This window comes from Nonomuraea sp. NPDC050540 (assembly GCF_044457485.1).
Classification (GTDB): Bacteria; Actinomycetota; Actinomycetes; order Streptosporangiales; family Streptosporangiaceae; genus Nonomuraea.
The window spans coordinates 1,140,737-1,163,429 of sequence record NZ_JBITHA010000001.1; the positions used below are offsets into that span (position 1 = coordinate 1,140,737).

Below are 22,693 nucleotides of genomic sequence, written 5' to 3' on the forward strand. Positions count from 1 at the left end.
CGTCGTAGATTTTGCCCAGATGAACCGTAACGCGGTGATCGCCGCCGTGACAGTGCTCGCCTGCGCGTGTACGGCCCAGCCGCCCCCGGGGGGAGTCGTCCCCACCGGCGGGCCGCCCGTGATCCTGCCCGGCGGCCCCGGCGAGCCCGCGGCCACCGCCACCCCCGGCCAGACCGTCGCCCCGGTCGAGCGGCCGAACGCGGCCGACGTGCGCTTCGCCGAAGCCATGATCGCCCATCACCGGGCGGGGCTGGAGATGGCCGCGCTGGCCCGCGGGCGGACCACCTCGCGGCCCGTCCTGGCGGCGGCCGAGCGGGTCAGGGTCGCGCAGGAGGCCGAGATCACCTGGCTGACGACGTGGCTGGGGCGGCTGGGCCGTACACCGGAGCACTCCGCCCACTCCGGCGGGCACACCATGGCGGCGCTGCGCGGCGCGGACTTCGACCGGGCCCTCCTCACCGGGATGATCGCCCACCACGAGGGCGCGCTCGACCTGGCCGGACGGGTGGTCGAGGAAGGCGCCGACCCGGCGATCCGGGCGCTGGCCGCCGACATCGATCAGGGGCAGGGCGCGGAGATCACCCGGATGCGGGCGCTGCTGCGGGGGTCCCGGGCTTTGTCGGAGTGAGCACGTATGTTGAGTGCATGGACGTGGCTGGGCGAGAGGTGCGCATCACCAACCCCGACAAGGTGGTCTTCCCCGAGGCCGGATACACCAAGCTCGATCTGATCTCCTACTACCGGGCCGTGGCCGGCGGGGCGCTGCGCGGCGTCTCCGGACGGCCGATGATCCTCAAGCGGTTCGTGCACGGGATCCGCGAGGAGGCCTTCTTCCAGAAGCGGGCGCCCGCCAAGCGGCCCGACTGGATCGAGGTGGCCGAGCTCAAGTACCGCTCGGGGCTGAGCGCGGCCGAGGTCGTGGTCGGCGACCTGGCCCAGCTCGTGTGGGTGCTCAACCTGGGCTGCGTCGACCTCAACCCGCATCCGGTGCGTTCGGGGGACCTGGCCCACCCCGACGAGCTGCGCATCGACCTCGACCCCATCCCCGGCGTGCCCTTCCGCGACGTGCTGTCCACCGCGCAGGTGGCGCGCGAGGTGCTGGAGGAGCACGGGCTGACCGCCTGGCCCAAGACGTCCGGGTCGCGGGGTTTCCATGTCTACGCCAGGATCGAGCCGCGCTGGCCGTACGCGCAGGTGCGCAAGGCGGCCGAGGCCGTCGCCCGCGAGGTCGAGCGGCGCGCGCCGGACCTGGCCACCGCCCGCTGGTGGAAGGAGGAGCGTGAGGGCGTCTTCGTCGACTTCAACCAGAACGCCTACGACCGCACCGTCGCCTCCGCCTACTCGGTGCGCGCGGTGGCCGATGCCCGCGTGTCCACGCCGCTGACCTGGGACGAGGTGCCGGGCTGCCGGCCGGAGGCGTTCACCATCGAGACCGTGCCCAAGCGCTACGCCGAGATCGGCGACCCGTGGGAGGACATGGATCTGCACGCCGGCGTGCTCGACGGGCTGCTGGAGCTGGCCGAGTCGCTGGGGCCGGCGCCCAAGGCGCCCAAGGGGGAGGGGCGGCGGCAGCAGACGATGCCGCTCATCGAGATCGCGCGGGCGCAGCACAAGGACGAGGCCATGGCCGGGTTCGAGCGCTGGAAGGAGCGCCACCCGGAGGTGGCCGCCCTGCTGGAGCCCGCTGACGTGCTGGTCGACGGGATGCGCGGGCGCAGCAGCGTGTGGTACCGGATCCGGGTCAACCTCCAGCACGTGCCCGAGGAGCAGCGGCCGCCGCAGGAGGAGCTGGAGGTCGACTACGACCCGTTCGAGGGCGTGGAGTGGCCGGGAGCCGGGCGCTCCTGACCCGGCCGGACGGTCTGTCCGCGGGCGGCGGGGTCGTCGGGCCAGGTGAGCAGGCGGTCCCCGACCTGGGCCGCGTCGCCCTTGCCGCGCCGGCGCAGCAGACCGGGACCGGCCAGTTCGCAGGTCGACCAGGCCAGGTCGCCGACGCCCTCGGGGAGCATCAGGCCGGAGCGGGCGGGCAGGTCGATCCCGCGCCCGCCGAACAGCGGCTCGCCGTCGCGGCTGAGCACGAGTGACTGGTCCACCGGGCTGACGTTCAGCAGGTGCACCAGACGTTGCCCGTCCGCGTCGGCGGTGGAGGTCACCACGATGCCCGGGACCGGCGCGTCGTGGGTGTGGCGGGGCCGGGCGCCGAGCAGGGCGAGCAGGCCGGTCCAGAAGTCCAGATGGCAGGGGTAGTCGCAGGTCAGCACGATCGCCTGGCCGGACCCGGCGCGTACGCGCACCCCGACCGGGGCGCCCGAGACCGCCTCGCGGACCAGGACCTCCGCCTCCGGCGCGATCAGATGCTGCAGCACGCCGACCCGGACCTCCGCGCGCCCTCCCACGCCACCTTCCGCGCGCCCTCCCACGCGGCCTTCCGCGTGGCCTTCCGTGTGGCCTTCCGTGTGGGCTTCCGCGCGGACCGAGGGGAAGAACCCGGCGGAGCCCTCCACCGGCGGCCCGGCCGACAGGCCCAGCGCCTCGGCCAGGATCGTGCAGGGCGCGCCGTCGGTGTCGCGGGCGGGCAGCATGCCGGCCAGCAGCAGCCGCCCGCCGTCCAGGATGTACGCGGCCAGCCGCCGCTGGACCCCCGCCGCGAGCGTGGTCGCGCTGCCCAGCACCAGCACCCGGCCGGGGCCGAAATCCTCCTGCAGGTCGACGGCCGGGAAGGAGAACCCGGCCAGGAGCAGCGCGCGGGCCACGACGTCCCTGGAGCCCATCCCGCGAAAACGCTCCAGGTCGGCCACGATCGCCCGCCGCTCGGCGTCGCCCGGGTAGGCGTACTCGGTCAGGTAGTGGTCGGGCACGAAGCCCAGCGCCACGTCGTCGTGCTCCTCGTCCATGTCGGCCAGCAGGTCCGCCGCCCCGCGCACCGCCGACAGCACCGACCGGATCGCCGCGAACGCCGGGCCGGTGCGTCCCTCCGGGTCCACGGGCGCGGCGAAGCCGTGGCGTTCGCCGGTGAACGCGACGCGGTCGTTGCCGTCGCCCGCGGGGACGTCGAGCGGCGGGTTCACCCCGCCCGCGAACAGGTAGTAGTTGATCAGCCGGTTCCCCTGCGCCACGCACAGCCGGGTCTTCAGCTCCAGCGCCGACGGCGGCACCATCAGCGCCAGGTCCTCGCCGTAGTCGCCGGTGCCCGCCTCGAACTCCAGCGAGGTGAGCGGCTGGTCCGCGTCGTGCACGGCGGCCATGAACGCGTTGCCGACGTACAGGTCGGCGACGTTGCCCACGGTGAGGTCGCCCAGGTAGTGGTCGGAGCCCGAGGTCAGCTGCGGCTGACCCCGGTAGGCGAGGTAGAGCTGGCTGATGCCGATCGGGTAGGTCCTGCCGCGCCCGCCGCCGGTCCCGTGGATGTTGACCAGGTACGGCACGCCGCGCACCCCGTACGCCTCGGCCCGTTCACGCAGGAACGCGAGGTAGCGGGCGTAGCGGTCGCGGTTGTAGGCGCCGAGCGCGTGGTGGAAGGCCGGTGAGCCGGGGCCGGACGGGCTGCGCGGCGACAGGCCGCCGAACGCGCCGCCGCTCCACGCGGCGAAGTCGGTCAGCACGCCGTCGGTGAGGTCGGGGGAGTTGCTCACCCACGACAACATCCCGACCTCGTTGTCGAGCTGCACCGCCGCCACCGGCCCGCCGCGCGGCGCCAGCCGTTCGGCCAGGACCGGCATGATCGCCGCGTACCAGGCGTCCACCTCCTCCAGGAACGCGGGCGCGAGGTAGTCGAGGGTCCCGGTCGGCACGGGCGCGCCGTCCCACGTCACCGGACGTACCTGCGGGTGCCGGGCGTAGACGCGGTAGGGGATGCCCTCGTTCTTGAGCTCGGCCATCACGAACGGCCCCGGCCGGGCGATCACCGCCAGCCCGCGTTCGGCCGCCAGGTCCAGGAACCCGGTCAGGTCCCGGTGCCCGCCGGTCCTGCCGGTCAGGTCGACGGAGCCGTCGGGCAGCTCGTGCACCAGCCACGGCATGTACGTCGCCACCGCCGTGCACCCGGCCTCCGCCAGCCGGTCGAGGCGGTCGCCCCAGTCGTGGGGCGCCAGCCGGAAGTAGTGCACCTCCCCGCTCATGACCAGCGAGGGCACGCCGTCGATCAGGATCCTGCGCCGGCCGAGACGGATGTCGCGCATGCGGACGGGTCCTCTCCGTGGGGGTCTTGCCGTGGTGAGGTTCCTCACATATGGTCGCTGAAAGCGGTTACAGCAACACGTTACGGCGGAGGCGGGCAGATGGGCAACAGACGCCCGACAGTGCGAGAAATCGCCAAGATCGCCCAGGTCTCCGTCGCCACCGTCTCCCGCGTCTCACGGGGAACGGGCCAGGTCAGCCCCGAGATGCGCGAGCGCGTGCTCCGCGTCATCGAGGAATACGGTTACCGCCCCAGCCAGATGGGCCGCGCCCTGGCCGAGCAGAAGCACGGCTCGGTGGCGATGGTCTTCCCGGGGCTGGCGGGGCCGTACTTCTCCGAGCTCATCCAGGGCTTCGAGTCGGAGGCGATGGCGGCGGGGGCCTCGGTGCACATCCTGGCCACCCACCACCGCGCCGGCGCCGGCGAGCAGGTGCTCACCATGGCCGAGCGGGTGGACGGCATGGCCGTCCACGGCGGCACGATCAGCGACGACGCGCTCCGGCGGGTCGCCGAGCTGGTCCCGGTCGTGACGCTGGCCGGGCGCTCCATGGACGGCGTGCCCGCCGTGCGCGCCGACAACACGACGATCGGCGAGCTGACCAGGCACCTGCTGGCCGACCACGGGTACCGGCGGCTGGCGTTCATCGGCAACCCCGACGGCTCGCCCGACGTGACCGAGCGCTGGGAGGCGTTCAAGGCCGCCCACCGCGCCGCCAAGGTGAGCGCGCCGCGCGAGCCGCTGCGGCTCGGGCTGCAGCAGTCCGACGGCGTCATCGCCGCGGGAGAACTGCTCGAAGGCCGCCGCCGCCCGCGCGCGGTGGTCTGCGCCAACGACGAGACCGCGCTCGGCCTGCTCATCGGCGCGCTCGGCCGCGGCCTGTCGGTGCCCGCCGACGTGGCGATCACCGGCTTCGACGACGTGCCCATGGCCTCGCTCGTACAGCCTCGCCTGACCACGGTCCGCCAGCCCATCAGGGAACTCGGCGCGACCACCGCGCGGCTGCTCATCTCCGGACTCGGCGGCCCGGGTGCCGTCATGGACGCGGTCCTCGCCACCGAACCGGTGCTGCGCGAGAGCTGCGGCTGCACCACCAGCAGAAGGAGTGAAAGCAAAGGTGAGAGGACGTAAGCAGATCCTCATCGCGTTAGTGGCGGCACTGGCCGTGGCCGGATGCACCGGCACCGAAGGCATGGCCGCCCCGCAGGACACCGCCCAGGGCATGATCGGTCACCTGGACTACGGTGACTTCGGCGGCGGCACCGAGCCGCAGGCCAACTACAACCCCTACCTGCTCGCCACCCAGCTGGGCGCCACCGGATACCTCTTCGAGAAGCTCGTCGAGTACGACCACTTCTCCTGCACCCCCAAGCCCTGGCTGGCCGCCGCGTACTCCTGGACCGACCCCAAGACCCTCGTCCTGCGGGTACGGCAGGGCGTGAAGTGGACCGACGGCGCCCCGCTGACCGCCAAGGACGTGGCCTACAGCTACTCCCTGATCAAGAAACATCCGGCCTTCGACAACGAGGGCGTGTGGCGCTACCTGTCCTCGGTCGAGGCCACCGACGCCTCGACCGTCACCATGCGTTTCCAGGACGCCGGCGCCTCCGCCTTCACGCTCGCGGTCAACGTCCTCATCGTGCCCGAGCACATCTGGTCGAAGGTCTCCGACCCGACGACGTTCGTCAACGCCGACAACCCCGTCGGCACCGGCCCGTTCACCGTGAAGGCCTTCAACCGCCAGCAACTGACCATCCAGCGCAACCCGAACTACTGGCAGGCCGGCAAGATCAAGGTCCAGGAGATCCGCTTCCACAAGGCCGACGGCGGCGGCCCGATCGACCAGCTCAAGATGAGCCGCGGCGAGTACGACCACAACGCGATGTTCATCCCCGACGTGGACAAGGCCTACGTGGCCCGCGACCCCAAGGTCAACCACTACTGGTACCCGCCGGGCGGCACGATCAGCGTCTACCTCAACCTCACCAGGAAGCCCTTCGACGACCTGGCCTTCCGCAAGGCGCTCACCGGCGCCTTCGACCACAGGCAGATCATCGACAAGTCGCAGAACGGCTACGTCACCCAGGCGAGCCAGAGCGGCCTCGTCGTCCCCGGCCACGACAAGTGGCTTCCGCCGGGCCTGGCCGGCCGGGGCCTCGTCCCGTACGACGCGGCCAAGGCCGACGCCGCCCTCACCGCCGCCGGCTACGCCAAGGACGCCGACGGGACCCGGCTCGGCAAGGACGGCAAGCCGCTGACGTTCACGTTCAAGGTGCCGGGCGAGTGGACCGACTGGCTGGCCGCCGGCCAGATCATCGTCAAGAACCTCAAGGCGCTCGGCTTCGACGTCGACCTGGAGACCCCGGACTTCCCGACCTACGAGAGCGACCGGGCGATCGGCAGCTACGACGCGCTGCTCGGCGTGCACGGCGGCTCGTGCAACATGTTCAGGAACTTCGCCGAGCCGCTCGCCGGCGACCAGAGCGCGCCGATCGGCAAGAAGGCGGCCTCCAACTTCGTGCGCTGGAAGGACGCCGAGACCGACCGGCTGCTGGACGAACTGCGCGTCGCCACCGACGAGGCCACCCAGAAGAAGGCCGTCGCCGGCCTGGCCACGATCATGATGGAGCGGGTGCCGGTCATCCCGCTGTGGTACGGGGCCAAGTGGTTCCAGTACCAGACCGACAAGGCCGTCGGCTGGCCCGACGCGAAGAACCCCTACGCCAACCCGGGCGACAACCTGCTCATCATCACGAACCTGAAGCCGGCATGAGGTACTTCCTGCGGCGGGCCGGCTTCTTCGCGGCCACCCTCTGGGCCGCCGTCACGCTCAACTTCCTCATCCCCCGACTGCAGCCGGGGGACCCGGCCGAGGCCATCGTCGCCCGGCTCAGCGGGCGCAGCCAGGCGATCGACCCCGCCCAGGTCGCCGCGGTGCGCACGATGCTCGGCGCCCCCGACGGCACCCTGCTCACGCAGTACGTCAACTACCTGGGCGCGGTGCTGCGGGGCGAGTTCGGGGTCTCCTACACCTACTTCCCCTACCCGGTCACGCACATGATCGGGCAGGCGCTGTGGTGGACGGTCATCCTGGTCGGGGTCACGCACGTGCTCTCGTTCGCCGCCGGCACGCTGCTCGGCGCGTGGGCGGCCCACCGGCGCAACACCCGCACCGACTCGGTGATCACGCTGGGCTCCACGTTCGTCGGCACGCTGCCGTTCTTCTGGCTGGCGCTCATGCTCATCTACGTCTTCGCGATCACGCTCAACTGGTTCCCCGCCCGCGGCGGTTACGGGCCGGGCTCCAACCCCGGCTGGAGCTGGATCTTCTTCTCCGACGCCTTCCAGCACAGCGTGCTGCCCGCGCTGGCGCTGCTCATCGTCGGCCCGATCGGCTGGATCATCGGCATGCGCAACAACATGGTCCAGACGCTCGGCGAGGACTACGCCCGCCTGGCCCGCGCCAAGGGCCTGCCCCAGCGCAGGATCGCGCTCACCTACGGCGCCCGCATCGCCATCCTGCCCAACGTGACCGGCTTCGCCATGGCGCTGGGCGGCATCCTCGGCGGCACCGTCCTGGTCGAGTCGATCTTCAACTATCCGGGCCTCGGCCGGATGATGCTCGACTCCGTCACCAACCGCGACTACCCGCTCATGCAGGCCCTGTTCCTGTTCATCACGATCGGCGTCCTGCTCGCCAACTTCCTGGCCGACATGCTCTACGGCGTGCTGGACCCGCGCGTGCGCAGGGAGGTGGCCGCATGACCGCCGAACTGGCCGCCACCGAGGCCCGGCGGGCCACCCGGCTGCCCGGCTGGCTGGTCATCCTGTGGCGCAACCGCAAGTGCCGGATCGGGCTGGTCATGCTGGCCGGGTTCGTCGCCGTCGGGCTGCTCGCGCCTTGGCTGGCGCCGTACGGGCCGCGTGACGACTCCTTCGACGGGTCGCTCCCGCCCGGCGCCGGGCACTGGCTCGGCACGACCGCGCGCGGCGAGGACGTGCTCTCCCAGCTCATCTACGGCGCCCGGATCTCCCTGGTGGTCGGGCTGGCCGCCGGGGCGCTGTCCACGGTGATCGCGCTGGCCGTCGGGCTGACCTCCGGATACCTCGGCGGGCTGGTCGACGAGATCCTCTCCTTCTTCACCAACCTGGCGCTGGTCGTGCCCGTCCTGCCGCTGATGATCACCCTCGCGGCGTACTCGCCGGTCAAGGGCCTGTGGCTGATCGTCGCGGTCATCAGCGTCACAGGCTGGGCGTACGGCGCGCGGATCAAACGGGCGCAGATCATCTCCCTGCGCACCCGCGACTACGTGACGGCCGCCAAGTTCGCCGGGGACTCCACCACCCGGATCATCATGAAGGAGATCATGCCGAACATGACCTCGCTCGTCGTGGTCGGTTTCATGGGCGCCTGCCTCGGCGCGATCGGCGGCGAGGCCGGGCTCTCCTTCCTCGGGCTCGGCGACCCGGCCAGCGTGAGCTGGGGCGCGATGCTCAACCAGGCCAACAACGGCGGCGCGATGCTCACCGGCCAATGGGCCTGGCTGGTGGCGCCCGGCCTGGCCTTCGCCGGGCTGATGATCGCGCTCACGCTGGTCAACTTCGGCGTGGACGCGCTGAGCAACCCGCACCTGAGGGAGGACTGACATGGCCCTGCTGGAGGTGCGCGAGCTGTCGGTGACCTACCGGCCGCGCGACGCCGCGCCGGTGCGCGCGGTGGACCGGGTCGGCTTCGACGTGGACGAGGGCGAGTTCGCCGGGCTGCTGGGGGAGTCCGGGTGCGGCAAGTCGACGCTCGGCAACGCCGTACTGCGGCTGCTGGACAAGCCCGCCGCGATCAGCGGCGGGAGCGTCGTCTTCGACGGCGTGGACGTCACGCGCGCGAGCGAGGAGAGCCTGCGGCCGCTGCGGTGGGCCAGGATCTCCACCGTCTTCCAGAGCAGCATGAACGCCCTCAACCCCGTCATCACGGTCGGCGCGCAGTTCGAGGACGCCTTCCGCGCGCACGACGCCCATGGCGACGCGGCGGCGCTGATGGAGATGGTCGCGCTCGACCCGGACGTGCTGCGCCGCTACCCGCACGAGCTGTCCGGCGGCATGCGCCAGCGGGCCGCGCTCGCGCTGGCGCTGGCGTTGCGGCCGAAGTTCGTGCTGCTGGACGAGCCCACCACCGGGCTCGACGTGGTCGTGCAGCGCACCATCCTCGACCGGCTGCGCGAGCTGCGGGCCGAGCTGGGCTTCGCCGTGCTGTTCATCAGCCACGACCTCGGGACCGTCATGGAGATGGCCGACCGGGTGATGGTGATGTACGCCGGGGAGATCGTCGAGGACCAGCCCGCCGCCGCGATGCTCACCCGCCCGATGCATCCCTACACGCGCGGCCTGCTCGGCTCCTACGCCGACCCGCGGGCCGCCGAGGTGAGCGTGGACTACGTGCCCGGCCGCCCGCCGGACCTGTCGCGCGAGCAGAGCGGCTGCCGCTTCCGCGAGCGCTGCCCGGTCGCGGTCGCCGCCTGCGCCACCACCCACCCCCCGCTGGCCCCGGCCGGGCCGGGCGCGGTCCGCTGCGTGCTCGGCGGCGACCTGCCCGAGGCGGGCCGGACCCGCGCGTTCACCCCGGACCGCCCTGAGCCCGCGCCGCGCGAGCCCGTCGTGTCGGTGCGGGAGGTGATCAAGGACTACCGGGTACGCCGCGGGTGGCGCACCACCGTGACGCGGGCCGTCGACCGGGTCTCCTTCGACCTGCGGCCGGGCCGGGTGACCGCGCTGGTCGGACAGAGCGGATCGGGCAAGACCACGCTGGCCAGGCTCGTGACCGGCATCGAACGGCCCACCTCGGGCACCGTCGTCTTCGGCGACCTCGACGTGGGCGGGCTGCGCGGGCGGCGGCTCACCCGCTACCGGCGGCACGTGCAGATCGTCTTCCAGGACCCGTTCGCCGCGCTCAACCCCACCCGCACGGTCGGGTACGCGCTCGCCCGCCCGCTGCGCAACCACCTCGGACTCGGTGAGCGGGCGGCGGCGGAGAAGGCGGCCGGACTGCTGGAGGCGGTCGGGCTGCATCCGGCGGAGCAGTACCTGGACAAGCTGCCCCACCAGCTGTCCGGCGGGCAGCGCCAGCGGGTCGTCATCGCCCGCGCGCTGGCGCCCGAGCCCGGCGTGCTCGTGGCCGACGAGCCGATCTCCATGCTGGACGTCTCGATCCGCGCCGAGATCCTCCAGCTCCTCGACCGGCTGGCCCGCGACCGGGGCATCGCGATGCTCTACATCACGCACGACCTGCTCAGCGCGCGGCTGCTGGCCGACGAGGTGATCGTGCTGCGCGACGGGAAGGTGGTCGAGAGCGGTCCGGCGCCGCGGGTGATCAGGCACGCCGAGCACGAGTACACCAAGCTGCTGCTCGACTCGATCCCGACGCTCACCGGCTCCCTGTAGGAGGTCTCACCATTCGGCGAACGAGCCGTCCTCGTGGCGGAAGACCGGGTTGCGCCAGGCGTGCCCGCGCTCGGCGGCCCGCCGTACCGTCCGCTCGTCCACCTCCACGCCCAGCCCCGGCGCGGACGGAAGCCCGACGTGGCCGGCGGAGAAGGCGAACACCGACGGGTCGGCCAGGTAGTCGAGCAGGTCGGCGCCGGTGTTGTAGCCGATGCCCAGCGACTGCTCCTGGATGAGGAAGTTGGGCGTGGCGAAGTCCACCTGCAGGCAGGCCGCCAGCGCGATCGGGCCGAGCGGGCAGTGCGGCGCGAGCGTGACGTCGTGGGTCTCGGCCATCGCGGCGATCCTGCGCACCTCGGAGATGCCGCCCGCGTGCGACAGGTCCGGCTGGGCGACCGCGATGCCGGTGGTCAGGACGTCGCGGAAGTCCCAGCGGGAGTAGAGGCGCTCGCCGGTGGCGATCGGCACCGACGTGCTCTCCACCACGTGGCGCAGGTCGCGGGAGAACTCCGGCAGCACCGGCTCCTCGGCGAACATCGGCAGATACTCCTCCAGCAGCGGCAGCACCCGCCGGGCCGCGGCGGCGCTGAAGCGGCCGTGCAGGTCCACGCCGACGTCCACGCCGTCGCCGACCGCCTCGCGGACCGCGGCGAAGCGGGCGACGACCGCCCGCACCTGCGCCGCCGACGGCACCGCGGGCAGCGGCCCTTCCCACGCGGCGAACTTGACCGCCGTGAACCCGGCAGCCGCCTTCGCCCGCGCGTCCTCGGCCAGCCTCTCGGGGGTGTCTCCGTGCGCCCAGGTGTAGACGCGGACCCGGTCCCTGACGGGGCCGCCGAGCAGTTCGTACACCGGCACGCCCAGCGCCTTGCCCTTGATGTCCCAGAGCGCCTGGTCGATGCCCGAGACCGCGCTCGACAGCACCGGGCCGCCCCGGTAGAAGCCGCCCTTGGTCATCACCTGCCAGTGGTCCTCGACCCGGCGCGGGTCGGCGCCGGACAGCACGTCCATGAGCGTGCGCACACAGGCGGCGACCGTCTCGGCGCGGCCCTCGACGATCGGCTCGCCCCAGCCGCTCACACCCTCGTCGGTGTCGACGCGCAGGAACAGCCAGCGCGGCTCCACGAAGAAGAGCTCGAATCCGCTGATCTTCACAGGGTGATCTCCAAGCTGGAGTAGAAGGGGTCGCCCGGGGCGATCTGGCCTCTGCGCACGGTCTCGCCGGTCTGCGCGGCGCGGTACATGGCGGTGATCAGCTCCAGGGAGTGGCGGCCGTCGTCTCCGCTGGCCCGCGGCCGGCGGCCGGCGCGCAGGTCGGCGACCAGGCCGCGCAGCTGGCCGAGGTGGGAGCTGGACTCGTTCCGCGGGGGCGGCCAGGGGATCTCCTCGACGCCGGGGGCCGGGGTGCAGGTCCAGTCGTCGTTGGCGTAGCCGTACAGGTGGGTCAGCTCGAAGGTGGCGGCGGCCAGGTCGATGCGCAGGTGGCTGACCTGGCGCGGCGCCAGGGCGGTGTTGACGACGGTGGCCAGCGCGCCCGACTCGAAGCGCACCAGCGCGGTGGTCACGTCGTCGGTCTCGATGTCACGGGCCAGCCGGCCGGCCATGGCGCGCACCTCGCGCCAGTCGCCGAGCAGTTCCAGCAGCAGGTCGATCTGGTGGATGCCGAGCCCCATCGCCGGCCCGCCGCCCTCGGTCGCCCACTTGCCGCGCCACGGCACGGCGTAGTAGGCGGGGTCGCGGTACCAGGTGGTCTGGCAGTGCGCCACATACGGCGCGCCGAGCGCGCCGGACTCGATCAGACGCCTGAGGTGCCGCGCGCCGGAACCGAAGCGCTGCTGGAAGACGATCGAGGCGTACGGCCCGCCGTCCCGCTCGGCGGCGGCGATGGCGTCGTACTCCTCCAGCGACAGGCACGGCGGCTTCTCGCACCACACCCACGCCCCGGCGCGCAGCGCGGCGACGGCCTGCTCGCGGTGGAGGGAGGGCGGGCTGGCGATGTCCACGAGATCGGGCTTGACCTCGGCGAGCATGGCGTCCAGGTCGTCGCTCGCGTGCGGGATCTCCCACCGGCTCGCGAAGGACCTGGCCAGGTCCTCGGTGGCGTCGACGACGGCGACGACCTCGATGTCCTCCGGCAATTTACGAAATGTCGGCATATGGACGGCGTTCGCGATCTGGCCGCCGCCGACGACGGCTACGCGGATGGGGGGCGGCACCGAGGGAACCTCCTGCTTGGAAAGCGCTTACCGTGAGCGTATGGGGAGGCTCCCACCCCGGCAAGGGGCGGGAGCGGATCGAGCGGGCCGGGTGTCGGCGGCCAGGTGTCAGGACGGACCGGGTGTCAAGCGGCCCGAGTGTCAGGGCGGCCTTGGTGTCAGGCGGCCTTGGTGTCAGGTGGACCGGGTGTCAGGTGGACAGGGTGTCAGGCAGCCTGGGTGTCAGGCGGACTGCGTGGAGACGACGCGGAGGTAGGCGGAGGCGGCGTCGCGGGTGCGGATCTCGATGGGCAGCACGATGTGCTCGATCTCGCGGCCCGAGTCCGGCTGGTCGATCCGCTCGGCCAGCAGCCGCATCGCCCGCTCACCCATGTCCCGCGAGGGCAGCTGCGCCGCCGCGACCGTCAGCGGCAGCAGGTCGAACGGCCCCGCGTCGTCCATCCCGGCCAGCTCCACCTTCTCCGGCACCTGCACGCCCATCCGGGTCAGGTCGGTGGCGGCGTGGGCCAGCACGTAGCCGTTCGCGCACAGCAGCACCGTCGGCGGCTCGGCCCGCTCCAGCAGCCCGGCCAGCATGGCCCGCCGCCGCTCGTCCGGCAGTCGCAGGTAGGTGGTCAGCGCGGTGAGCTCGGGGGAGATCGGGATGCCGTGCTCGCGCAGCGCCCGTACGTGGCCGGACAGCCGCTCCTGGACGCTGGTGCAGTCGGTGGCGTCCCACAGCGCCATGATCCGGCGGTGGCCCTGGCCGACGAGATAACGCGTCAGCTGGTACCCGGCGGCGAAGTTGTCGAACAGCACCGCGTCCGTGGGCACCTCGGGCAGGTAGCGGTCCACCATCACCAGCGGCACCTTGCGTCGGCGCAGCTCGTCGAGTGCCGGGGACTCCGCGTGCCCGTCCACCGGGTAGAGCGCGACCCCGCTGGCCTGGGTGTCGAGCGCCTGCCGTAGCGCGCGTTCCTGCGCGGCCGCCGAGCCCTTGGTGTCGGACAGGAACATCCGGTAGCCCAGCTCGGCGCAGACCGACCCGATGCCGTCGATGATGTCGGTGTTGTGCGGTCCGTGCCCGTGCATGATGTAGGCGATCGAGCGCTCCCTGGCCTGGGGAGGCTCGGCGGGCCGCTCCGCCACGAATGTGCCGCGGCCCCGGTGGCGCACCAGGTAGCCCTCGGTGACCAGCTCGTTGAGCGCCCGCACGGCGGTCGTGGTCGAGACCCCGAAGCGCTCGCACACCTCCCGCTGGCTGATGAACGGCTCGTCGGCGATGTACTCCCCGCGGGAGATCGCGGCGACCAGATCCCGCTTCACCTGCTGGTACAGCGGCTCCTGGGTGTCGCCAGCGTCGCTCATCCCGCCCCCTTCGTCTGCCTATGTGATCGTTGACACGTTAACACGCTAAGACTACTGTCGGCCCCCATTCGGCGAAAGGAGCCCACGTGGACCTGGACCAGTTCCTCAAACTCCAGGACGAACGCTACGATCCCGCCGCGCGCATGCCCTGGCGGCTGTCGCGCAGCAACGGATACCACACCAGGATCCCCGCGGGAACCAGGGTTCACGAGACCCGCGAATCCACCGACTACGCGCTCGCGCTACTGAGGGCCGGGCGCCTGGACCGCGCGGGCGAGGTGCTCGCCGCGGTCACCGCCCTCCAGGTGACCGACCCCCTGGACGAGCACTACGGCATCTGGGGCTACTTCCTGGAGGAGCCGCCGCACGCGATGGGCCCGGCCGACTGGAACTGGGCGGACTTCATCGGGGTACGGCTCGCCCAGGTGCTGGCCGTACACGGGGACGTGCTGGACGGCGGGGTGGCGGCGGCCCTGCGCCACGCGGCCATGTCGATCTTCCGCAGGAACGTCGGCCCGCGCTACACCAACATCGCCCTGCTCGGCTCGGTGACCGCGGCCGCCGCGGGCGAACTGCTTCCGGAACCCTTCCTGCTGGAGTACGGCAGGGCCAAGCTGACCGCCCTCCTCGCGCTGGACGCCTTCGCCGAGTACAACTCGCCCGCCTACAGCCCGTTCCTGCTGGAGATCGCCGAGCGGGCCCGGCTGGTCGTGACGGACCAGGAGTTCCTGGCCGGCGTGGAGCGGCTGCGGGAGCGGGTGTGGGGCGCGGTGGCCGAGCGGTTCCATCCCGGGACCGGGCAACTGGCGGGGCCGCACGCTCGGGCCTACGACGACTGGCTGCGGCCCGAGTTGACGCGTTATCTGGCGGAGCAGACCGGGGTGCCGATCGGGCAGCGGGCCGGGGTGCCGGAGGGAGACCCGACGCCTCGGCTGATGCCGGGGCTGGCATGCCCGCCGTACCTGGTGGAGCGGTTTCGCGCGTTGCCCGCGGACCCCGTGGAGGTGCGGACGGTCTTCGACGGCGAGACCGCCGGGACCACCTGGCTGACCGAGGACGCCTGCCTGGGCAGCGTGAACGAGGAGTTCGCGTGGGTGCAGCGACGGCCGCTGCTCGGGTACTGGCGTACGCCCGACGACCCGGCCGTGGTCCTGCGCGCCCGGATGACGCACAACGGGCGCGACCTGTCGGCGGCGTGGTGCCGCCAGGCGCAGGACGGGCCGCGCGTGCTGGCCGGGTGGTGGCTCAGCTACGACTCCGGCGACTTCCACCCCAACCTCGACCTGCCGCCCGGATCCGTCTTTCCCGTGGGGGACCTGCGGCTGCGGGTCACGTTGCGAGGGAACGGGGTGTCGGGGCGGGACCTGGGGGAGGGGCGCTTCGAGCTGGCCGCGGGCGGACGCCGGGCCGTGGTGCACACCGCCGCCGCGTCCTTCCTGGGCGCTTCGGCGGGGTGGGTGCTGGCTCGTGACGGGGACGAGGTGGCGGCCGAGGTCGTCCTGTACAGCGGGGAGGTGCGGCCCGTGGACTTCCACGACGCGATCCTGCGCGCGGGCTTCGCCGTCGAACTGCTCACCGGCGACGAGCGGCCCACCGCCTCCCCTTTGACCTGCCACCTTCCACCGGCCGCCGCTCCAAGCCCCGCCAGCCCCGCCAGCCCCGCCGGCTCGGCCAGCCCCGCCGGCTCGGCCAGCCCCGCCGGCTCGGCCAGCCCCGCCGGCTCGGCCAGCTCGGCCAGTTCCGCCGGCTCGGTCGGCTCTGCCGCTCCCCGGTCCACCTCACCGGGCGGTCGTCCGGAGGACACCGCCGCGGAACTCGGCACGCAGAGCCGAAGGGCGGAGGGCAGCGGTGGTGCGGAGGTGGTCTGGAGCTGGGGCGGTCTCAGCGTCTCCACACCCGCGCACCCGACGCCCTTCCCTCGCTGACCCGCCGCCAAGCCGTCCCATCGCCAAGCCGTCCCACCGCAAAACCGCCCCACGCAAAACCGCCCGCCTCAAACCGTCCCGCCTCAAGACACCCGCTGAAAGGCGATGCCGTGACCCCCTCTCCCGGCCAGGTCATGCCCGAGACACAACCCCCCTGGCAGCCCCGCGACGCCCTGCGCATCACCCGGGTGCGCGCGATCGTCACCGCCCCCGAGGGCATCCCGCTGGTGGTGGTCCGCGTGGACACCTCCGACGACGGCCTGTACGGCCTGGGCTGCGCCACCTTCACCCAGCGCTTCCACGCCGTCGCCGCCACCGTGGACGAGCACGTGGCCCCCCTGCTGATCGGCCGCCACCCCGCCGACATCGAGGACATCGTCCGCATGATCCACCTGTCGAGCTACTGGCGCGGCGGCCCGGTCCTGAACAACGCGCTGTCCGGGGTGGACATGGCGTTGTGGGACATCGCCGGCAAACGCGCGGGCATGCCCGTACACGAGCTGCTCGGCGGACGGGTCAGGGCGGCGGCGCCGCTCTACCTGCACGCCGAGGGCGCCACCGTCGAGGCCACGCTGGAGCACGCGCAGCGGCTCATGGCGGCCGGATACCGCCACGTACGCCTGCAGACCGGCCAGCCCGGCCACGGCACCTACGGCGCGCCCGGCGCCCCCGGCGGCTACCCGGCGGCCCCGCATCCCGACGGCTGGGACGTGCGCCACTACCTGCGCACCACGCCCGCGCTGTTCGAGCGGGCCAGGCAGGTGCTGGGGGAGGAGGTCGAGCTGCTGCACGACGTGCACAGCCGCCTGACCCCGAAGGACGCGGTCATCCTGGCCCGCAGCCTGGCCGACCACCGGCTGTTCTTCCTGGAGGACGTGGTGGCGCCCGAGCACTATGACCGCCTGCCCGAGGTCAGGGCCGCCTCGCCGGTGCCGATCGCCGTGGGCGAGCTGCTGGTGTCGGTGCCCGAGGCGGCCAGGCTCGTCCTGAACGGCGGCGTTGACCTGCTGCGCTGTCACATCTCCGCGATCGGCGGCCTGACTCCCGCGCGCAAGCTCACGGCCCTGTGCGAACTGACCGGGGTGCGCACCGCCTGGCACTCGCCGGGCGACGTCTCGCCGGTCGGCGTCGCGGCCGGCGTCGCGCTCGACGTCAGTACGCCCGCCTTCGGCATCCAGGAGGCGCACGTCTACCCGGAGGCGGTGTGCGAGGTGTTCCCCGGCACGCTCAATCCCGTCGGCGGCCACCTCCATCCCTCCTCCGCGCCCGGCTGGGGCGTGGAACTCGACGAACGGCTGGCCGCGCGGTTCCCGCCGGTCACGCACCTGCACGAGCGGTGGGCGGCGCGGGTGCGCCGCCCCGACGGCGGCCTGGAGCCACCCTAGTTGACGCGTTAAATCATGATATTTCGGCCAAGTTACCATCTTGTGCTTTACACGTTAACGCGTCAAATATAGCGTTCGACTCACCTCGCCCCCCGGCATGAACTGGAGTCCCGATGAACACACACATCGCACGAGGAGCTGCGGGACTGCTCCTGCTCGCCACCGCCGCCTGCGGCGGAGGCCAGGACGGAGCCGACAGCGGCAAGATCGAGATCACCGTCTCCGGCATGCCGCCGAGCACCCAGGCAGAGAGCCAGAAGAACTTCCTGGCCGACGTGGCCGCGTTCGAGAAGGCCAACCCGACGATCAAGCTCAAGCCGACCGAGACCCAGTACGACGTCAAGACCTTCGCCGCGCGACTGGCGGCCGGCCAGCTGGAGACGGTCTTCCGCATCCCGCTCACCGACCCGCCCTCCATGATCAAGCGCGGCCAGGTCGCCGACCTCACCGCCGAGCTGAAGGTCCTGGCCAACAAGGACTTCGACCCGCGCCTGCTGGCCCCGAGCAGCTCCGGCGGCAAGGTGTACGGCCTGCCCACCGAGGCGTACGCCGCCGGCCTGGTCTACAACCGCGACCTGTTCACCAAGGCCGGCCTCGACCCCGACAAACCCCCGGCCACGTGGGACGAGGTCCGCGCCGCCGCCAAGCAGATCAGCGACAAGACCGGAGTGCCGGGCTTCGGCATGCACGCCACCGCCAACACCGGCGGCTGGATGCTCACCACGATGACCTACTCCTATGGCGGCCGGATGGAGAAGGAGGAAGGCGGCAAGTACGCGCCCGCCTTCGACGACGTCCCCACCAGAAGCGCGCTCGACCTGCTCAAGGCGATGCGCTGGCAGGACCGGTCGATGGGCACCCAGCACCTGCGCAACCAGGACGACCTGCTGCGCGACTTCGCCTCCGGCAAGGTCGCGATGATGATGGGCGCGCCCAACCTCTACTCCAGCTACGTCGCGAAGTTCGCCGGCAAGCCGGAGACCTATGGCCAGACCACGCTCCCGTCGGGCTCCGGCAACGGCACCCTGCTCGGCGGCACGGTCGCCGTGGTCAGCCCGAAGGCCACCCCCGAGCAGCGGCAGGCGGCCGTGAAGTGGATCGACTACTTCTACCTGCGCCCCAAGTACGACCCCGCGCTCGCCACCCAGCGCGCCGAGAAGCGGAAGGCCGACGGCCTGGTCGCGGGCCTGCCCACGCTGCCGTTCTACACCGACGCGGTCTCCGGGCCGGTGGTGGCCGCCGAGAAGGCCGCCTCCAACGTGAACTGGGACCACTTCGCCACCTACAACGAGGGCGTGAAGAAGCAGGAGTTCATCTCCGAGCCGCCGGTCGCCGGGCAGGAGCTCTACGCCGCCCTGGACACGGTGGTGCAGGCCGTACTCACGAGAAAGGACGCCGACCCGGCGGGTGAGCTGGCCAAGGCGGCCGGGAAGGTGACGCCGATCCTGGACAGGTCGCAGCGGTGACGGCGGTCCTGCAGCGGAAGGAGCGGGCGGCGGCGCCCGCGCCGGGCCACCCCCGCCGGCGCCGCAGCCCCTATGGCCTGGCCTCGGTGTTGTTCCTGGCGCCGCTGGTGTTCGTCTTCGCCGTCTTCTCCTGGTGGCCGATCATCCAGAGCGGGCTGCTGGCCTTCCAGCGCACCAACCTGGTGGCGGTGGCCGAGTGGGTGGCGTGGGAGAACTTCGCCAACCTGTTCGCCGATCCGCTGCTGGGCACCGCCGTGGTCAACACGGCGTGGTTCACGGTGCTCGCGCTGCTGTTCGGCTTCCCGGTGCCGGTCTTCCTGGCGGTGGTGATGTCGCAGCTGCGGCGGGGTTCGGCGGTGTTCCGGGTCCTGGTGTACCTGCCGGTGGCGGTGCCGCCGGTCGTGGCGATCATGATGTGGAAGTTCTTCTACAACGCCGACTACGGGCTGCTCAACAACCTGCTCGGGGTGGTCGGGCTGGGGCCGTACCCCTGGCTGCAGGACACCGCGTGGGCGATGCCCTCCCTGGTGCTCGAGGCCACCTGGGCGGGCGCCGGCGGCACCGTGCTGATCTACCTGGCGGCGCTGACCGCCGTGCCCAAGGAGCTCTACGAGGCGGCCGAGAGCGACGGCGCCTCGATCTGGCGGCGCGTGTGGCACATCACGCTGCCGCAACTGCGCGGCGTCCTTCTGCTCATGCTGCTGTTGCAGGTCATCGGCACCTTCCAGGTCTTCACCGAGCCGTTCGTCATGACCGACGGCGGGCCCGAGGACTCCACGGTGACGGTCCTGCTGCTCATCTACCGCTACGCCTTCGTCTACGGCGACTACGGCATGGCGGCGGCGCTGTCGGTGCTGCTGGCCGTGGTGCTCGGCGCCCTGTCGGCGGTCTACCTGCGCGCGACCAGAACGTGGAGCAGCTCATGATCTCCAACTTCGACCGGCGGCGCCGGATCGTGCGGGTCGTCCTCGGCTCGACCCAGTTCGCCGTCTTCCTCGGTGTGCTCGTGCTCGGCCTCGGCCCGATCCTCTGGACGATCAAGGGTGCCATCTCGCCCACCCAGGAACTCCTCACCGACCCGCTGCGCCTGTTCCCCGCCAGCCCCGACTGGTCGCTGCTCGGCGAGGCGTGGAGCAGGCTGCGCATCGGCCACTTCATGCTCAACACGGTCGTCCTGGCCGGCGGCTCGTGGCTGGCGCAGATCATCGTCTCCGTCATGGGCGCCTACGCCCTGTCGGTGCTGCGCCCCCGCTACGGCCCCTACGTCTACGGCGCGATCCTGGCCACGTTGTTCCTGCCGGGCAGTGTCTCGCTGGTCGCGCTCTACCTGACCGTCCTGGACCTGGGCATCGCCAACACCACCTGGGCGGTATGGCTGCCGCACGCCTCGCACGCGTTCACGGTCCTGCTCATGAAGCGTTTCTTCGACGGCATCCCACGCGAGCTGTTCGGCGCGGCGCAGGTCGACGGCGCGGGACCGTGGCGGATGTTCTGGTACATCGTGCTGCCCATGTCCAAGCCGGTCCTCGCGGTGACCTCGCTGCTCACGCTGATGGGCGCGTGGAAGGACTTCCTCTGGCCGATGGTCGCGATCTCCGACGGCGAGGCGCAGCCGATCTCGGTGGCGCTGCCCAGGCTGGCGGAGTTCGCCGAGGAGAACATGGTCATCGCCGGGATGTTCATGGCGCTTCTTCCGCCGGTGCTGGTGTTCATCGTCTTTCAGAAGTACATCGTGCGCGGTGTCGGATTCACGGGGGTGAAGGGTTGACCCGAGTGCTGGTCACCGGGGCGGCGGGACTCATCGGGCGCGCGGTCCTCGACCGCTGCGCCGAGGAGGGCGCGGACGTCACCGCCCTGGTGCTCGACGACCCGGGCGACCTCAAGGCCGACCGCGTCGTGTCCGGCGACGCGGGCGACCCTTCGGCGGTACGGCAGGCCGTCCGCGACGCCGACGCGGTGGTCCACCTGGCCGCCATCCCCTCGCCCAACCACGACCCGGCGCCGGAGGTGTTCGGCAACAACACCCGCGCCACCTTCACCGTGCTCGACGAGGCGGGCAGGGCGGGCGTGCGCCGGGCGGCGATCGCCAGCAGCCTGTGCGCGCTCGGCCTGCCGTTCTCCCCCACCCCGGTCAGCCCCGCCTACGTGCCCGTGGACGAGGCGCACCCGCTGCTGATCGCCGACCCCTACGGACTGTCGAAGGAGGCCGACGAGGCCACGGCCAGGATGGCGGCCCGCCTGCACGGCATGTCCGTGGTGGCCTTGCGCTTCCCGTTCGTCGGCGGCGCGGACGAGCGCCTGCCTGAGCGGGCGGCGGAATTGGCCGCCGACCCGTCCGACGGCGCCAGGGAGCTGTGGGCCTACCTCGACCTGCGCGACGCGGCCACCGCCTGCTGGCTGTCGATCACCAAGCCGCTGAGCGGGGCGCACGTGCTGTTCGTGGCAGCCCCCGACACGCTGGCGTCCCGGCCCACCGAGGAACTGCTCGCCCGCCACCACCCCGGCTCCCCGCTGCGCGCGGGGCTGCCGGGCCGGGCCGTACCGATCGATCTGAGTGAGGCCCGGCGCGTCCTCGGCTTCGAGGCCGCGCACCCGTACCGGCTCTGAACAGGAAGGACTCACCCCCCATGAGATCCCGCCTTCCCTCATGGTTACCCTGCGTCGCCATTCTTCGTCTCCGGGCCCGTCACGAACGTCACCTAGGAGTGGCATGCGCCATTTGTCCCGCACCGGCCACGACCTCGTCCTGACCGGGGCGCACCTGACCTATCCACACGCCAACGGCTTCCACGCGGGCGGCGAGCGGCTGCTGGTGAGCACGTACGGCCCGCGTACCGGCGAGCGGGGCATCAGCAGCGTCGCCTGGCGCGGCGGTGAGCCGGACGAGCGCCCGCTGTGCGCGTTCACGGCGGCGGAGCCGGTCTGGCCCGACGTGGCGCCGGCGGCCGAGGTGGCGGCCTGGGTGCGCGACGGCGCCCTGTACGTCCTCGACCTCGGCGGCGGCGAACCCGAGCCGGTCCACCGGGGCCGAGGACTGCAGGGCCTGTGCTCGATCACCGCCGACGGCCGCCGCGTGGTGGTGATGGAGCACGACGGCGAGGCGGTGGACTGCCTGGAGGTCTCGCTCGCCACCGGCGCGGTCACCCGGCTCTTCCGCGAGGAGTGGTTCGCCAACCACCCGCACCACAGCCCGCACGACGAGGACTGGCTGGCCTACTCCCACGAGGGCCCGGCGAACGAGATCGGCGACCGGGTGTGGGCGTACCACCAGGGCGAGCGCCGCCGCGTCTTCGACCAGCGCGGGATGGCCGCCGGCCACGAGCGCTGGATGTTCCACGACCTCGGCGCCCTCGTCTGCGTCTACGGCGTGAGCGAGCGCGGCCCGCGCGGGCTCTACGCCGTCCACCCCGACGGCCGGCCCGCGCGGCTGGTCAGCGAGGGGGAGCGGATCTGGCACTGCGACATCAGCCGCGACGGCCGTCACGCCGTCGTGGACACCACCGGGCCACACGACGAGCCCGGCCGCGGCTGGGACGACGCCCGCCAGATCTCCGACGTGCTGCTGATCGACGTCGCGACCGGGGAACAGACGTTCCTCGCCAGGACCGGCGCCGACACCCACCCCCGGCACCCGCACCCGATCTTCACCCCCGACGGCTCCGCCGTCCTGTACAACCACGGCGACCCCGCCACCGGGCAGGTCGCGGTGGCCGTCCGCACGATCTGACCGTGCCGCCCGCCACG

The 22,693-nt window shown here is 72.2% G+C and carries 18 protein-coding genes; 14 read left to right on the forward strand and 4 right to left on the reverse strand.

Going from position 1 to position 22,693, the window contains the following annotated elements:
- The first annotated feature begins 19 nt into the window (after positions 1-19).
- Positions 20-628, forward strand: coding sequence for a DUF305 domain-containing protein (locus ACIBI5_RS05160; protein WP_397243327.1), 609 nt, complete (start codon positions 20-22; stop codon positions 626-628).
- Between the two features lie 17 nt (positions 629-645).
- The gene (gene ligD, locus ACIBI5_RS05165) at positions 646-1,848 is read left to right on the forward strand and encodes a non-homologous end-joining DNA ligase (protein WP_397243329.1); all 1,203 of its coding nucleotides are present in this window, start codon (positions 646-648) and stop codon (positions 1,846-1,848) included.
- Here ligD and ACIBI5_RS05170 read toward each other — a convergent pair.
- Entirely contained in the window at positions 1,800-4,178 is a 2,379-nt protein-coding gene (locus ACIBI5_RS05170; RefSeq protein ID WP_397243330.1) for a beta-galactosidase, read from the reverse strand. The genes ligD and ACIBI5_RS05170 overlap by 49 nt on opposite strands.
- 120 nt (positions 4,179-4,298) lie before the next feature.
- Between ACIBI5_RS05170 and ACIBI5_RS05175 the strand changes: the two genes are divergently transcribed.
- From ACIBI5_RS05175 to ACIBI5_RS05195, 5 genes are read left to right on the forward strand one after another with little or no spacing between them, the layout of a single operon-like run.
- Positions 4,299-5,306, forward strand: a complete 1,008-nt coding sequence (locus tag ACIBI5_RS05175) for a LacI family DNA-binding transcriptional regulator (protein ID WP_397243332.1) — start codon at positions 4,299-4,301, stop codon at positions 5,304-5,306.
- Positions 5,293-6,948 (forward strand): ABC transporter substrate-binding protein, encoded by a 1,656-nt coding sequence (locus ACIBI5_RS05180; protein WP_397243334.1) that lies wholly within the window; start codon positions 5,293-5,295, stop codon positions 6,946-6,948. Before ACIBI5_RS05175 ends, ACIBI5_RS05180 begins: the two co-directional genes overlap by 14 nt.
- On the forward strand, positions 6,945-7,940 hold the full coding sequence (locus ACIBI5_RS05185) for an ABC transporter permease (protein WP_379621636.1): 996 nt from the start codon (positions 6,945-6,947) through the stop codon (positions 7,938-7,940). Before ACIBI5_RS05180 ends, ACIBI5_RS05185 begins: the two co-directional genes overlap by 4 nt.
- Entirely contained in the window at positions 7,937-8,821 is an 885-nt protein-coding gene (locus ACIBI5_RS05190) for an ABC transporter permease (protein WP_397243336.1), read from the forward strand. Before ACIBI5_RS05185 ends, ACIBI5_RS05190 begins: the two co-directional genes overlap by 4 nt.
- A gap of 1 nt (position 8,822) precedes the next feature.
- Complete coding sequence (locus ACIBI5_RS05195) at positions 8,823-10,610, forward strand: ABC transporter ATP-binding protein (RefSeq protein ID WP_397243338.1); 1,788 nt, start codon at positions 8,823-8,825, stop codon at positions 10,608-10,610.
- Positions 10,611-10,616: 6 nt separating this feature from the next.
- On the opposite strand, the gene dgoD is transcribed toward ACIBI5_RS05195, so the two are convergent.
- From dgoD to ACIBI5_RS05210, 3 genes are all read right to left on the reverse strand, one after another.
- Positions 10,617-11,765 carry a galactonate dehydratase gene (dgoD, locus tag ACIBI5_RS05200; protein ID WP_397243340.1) on the reverse strand — a complete coding sequence of 383 codons (1,149 nt, stop codon included), beginning with the start codon at positions 11,763-11,765 and terminating at the stop codon, positions 10,617-10,619.
- Positions 11,762-12,826 (reverse strand): Gfo/Idh/MocA family protein, encoded by a 1,065-nt coding sequence (locus tag ACIBI5_RS05205; RefSeq protein WP_397243342.1) that lies wholly within the window; start codon positions 12,824-12,826, stop codon positions 11,762-11,764. Before ACIBI5_RS05205 ends, dgoD begins: the two co-directional genes overlap by 4 nt.
- 222 nt (positions 12,827-13,048) lie before the next feature.
- Positions 13,049-14,173: a GntR family transcriptional regulator gene (locus tag ACIBI5_RS05210; protein ID WP_397243344.1), complete on the reverse strand. Its 1,125-nt coding sequence runs from the start codon at positions 14,171-14,173 to the stop codon at positions 13,049-13,051.
- An 86-nt stretch (positions 14,174-14,259) separates the two neighbouring features.
- On the opposite strand from ACIBI5_RS05210, the gene ACIBI5_RS05215 reads away from it, so the two are divergent.
- The 7 genes from ACIBI5_RS05215 to ACIBI5_RS05245 all read left to right on the forward strand — a co-directional run bounded on the left by ACIBI5_RS05215 (position 14,260) and on the right by ACIBI5_RS05245 (position 22,676).
- On the forward strand, positions 14,260-16,098 hold the full coding sequence (locus ACIBI5_RS05215) for a hypothetical protein (protein ID WP_397243346.1): 1,839 nt from the start codon (positions 14,260-14,262) through the stop codon (positions 16,096-16,098).
- Between the two features lie 110 nt (positions 16,099-16,208).
- Complete coding sequence (locus tag ACIBI5_RS05220; RefSeq protein WP_397243348.1) at positions 16,209-17,483, forward strand: enolase C-terminal domain-like protein; 1,275 nt, start codon at positions 16,209-16,211, stop codon at positions 17,481-17,483.
- 113 nt (positions 17,484-17,596) lie between these two features.
- Positions 17,597-18,949, forward strand: coding sequence for an extracellular solute-binding protein (locus ACIBI5_RS05225; protein ID WP_397243350.1), 1,353 nt, complete (start codon positions 17,597-17,599; stop codon positions 18,947-18,949).
- Positions 18,946-19,875, forward strand: coding sequence for a carbohydrate ABC transporter permease (locus tag ACIBI5_RS05230; protein ID WP_397243352.1), 930 nt, complete (start codon positions 18,946-18,948; stop codon positions 19,873-19,875). The genes ACIBI5_RS05225 and ACIBI5_RS05230 overlap by 4 nt, the downstream gene beginning before the upstream one ends.
- Positions 19,872-20,717 carry a carbohydrate ABC transporter permease gene (locus ACIBI5_RS05235; protein WP_397243354.1) on the forward strand — a complete coding sequence of 282 codons (846 nt, stop codon included), beginning with the start codon at positions 19,872-19,874 and terminating at the stop codon, positions 20,715-20,717. The genes ACIBI5_RS05230 and ACIBI5_RS05235 overlap by 4 nt, the downstream gene beginning before the upstream one ends.
- A 5-nt stretch (positions 20,718-20,722) precedes the next feature.
- Positions 20,723-21,556 (forward strand): NAD-dependent epimerase/dehydratase family protein, encoded by an 834-nt coding sequence (locus tag ACIBI5_RS05240; RefSeq protein WP_397243795.1) that lies wholly within the window; start codon positions 20,723-20,725, stop codon positions 21,554-21,556.
- A gap of 103 nt (positions 21,557-21,659) precedes the next feature.
- Entirely contained in the window at positions 21,660-22,676 is a 1,017-nt protein-coding gene (locus ACIBI5_RS05245) for an oligogalacturonate lyase family protein (protein WP_397243356.1), read from the forward strand.
- The last annotated feature ends 17 nt before the right edge of the window (positions 22,677-22,693 follow it).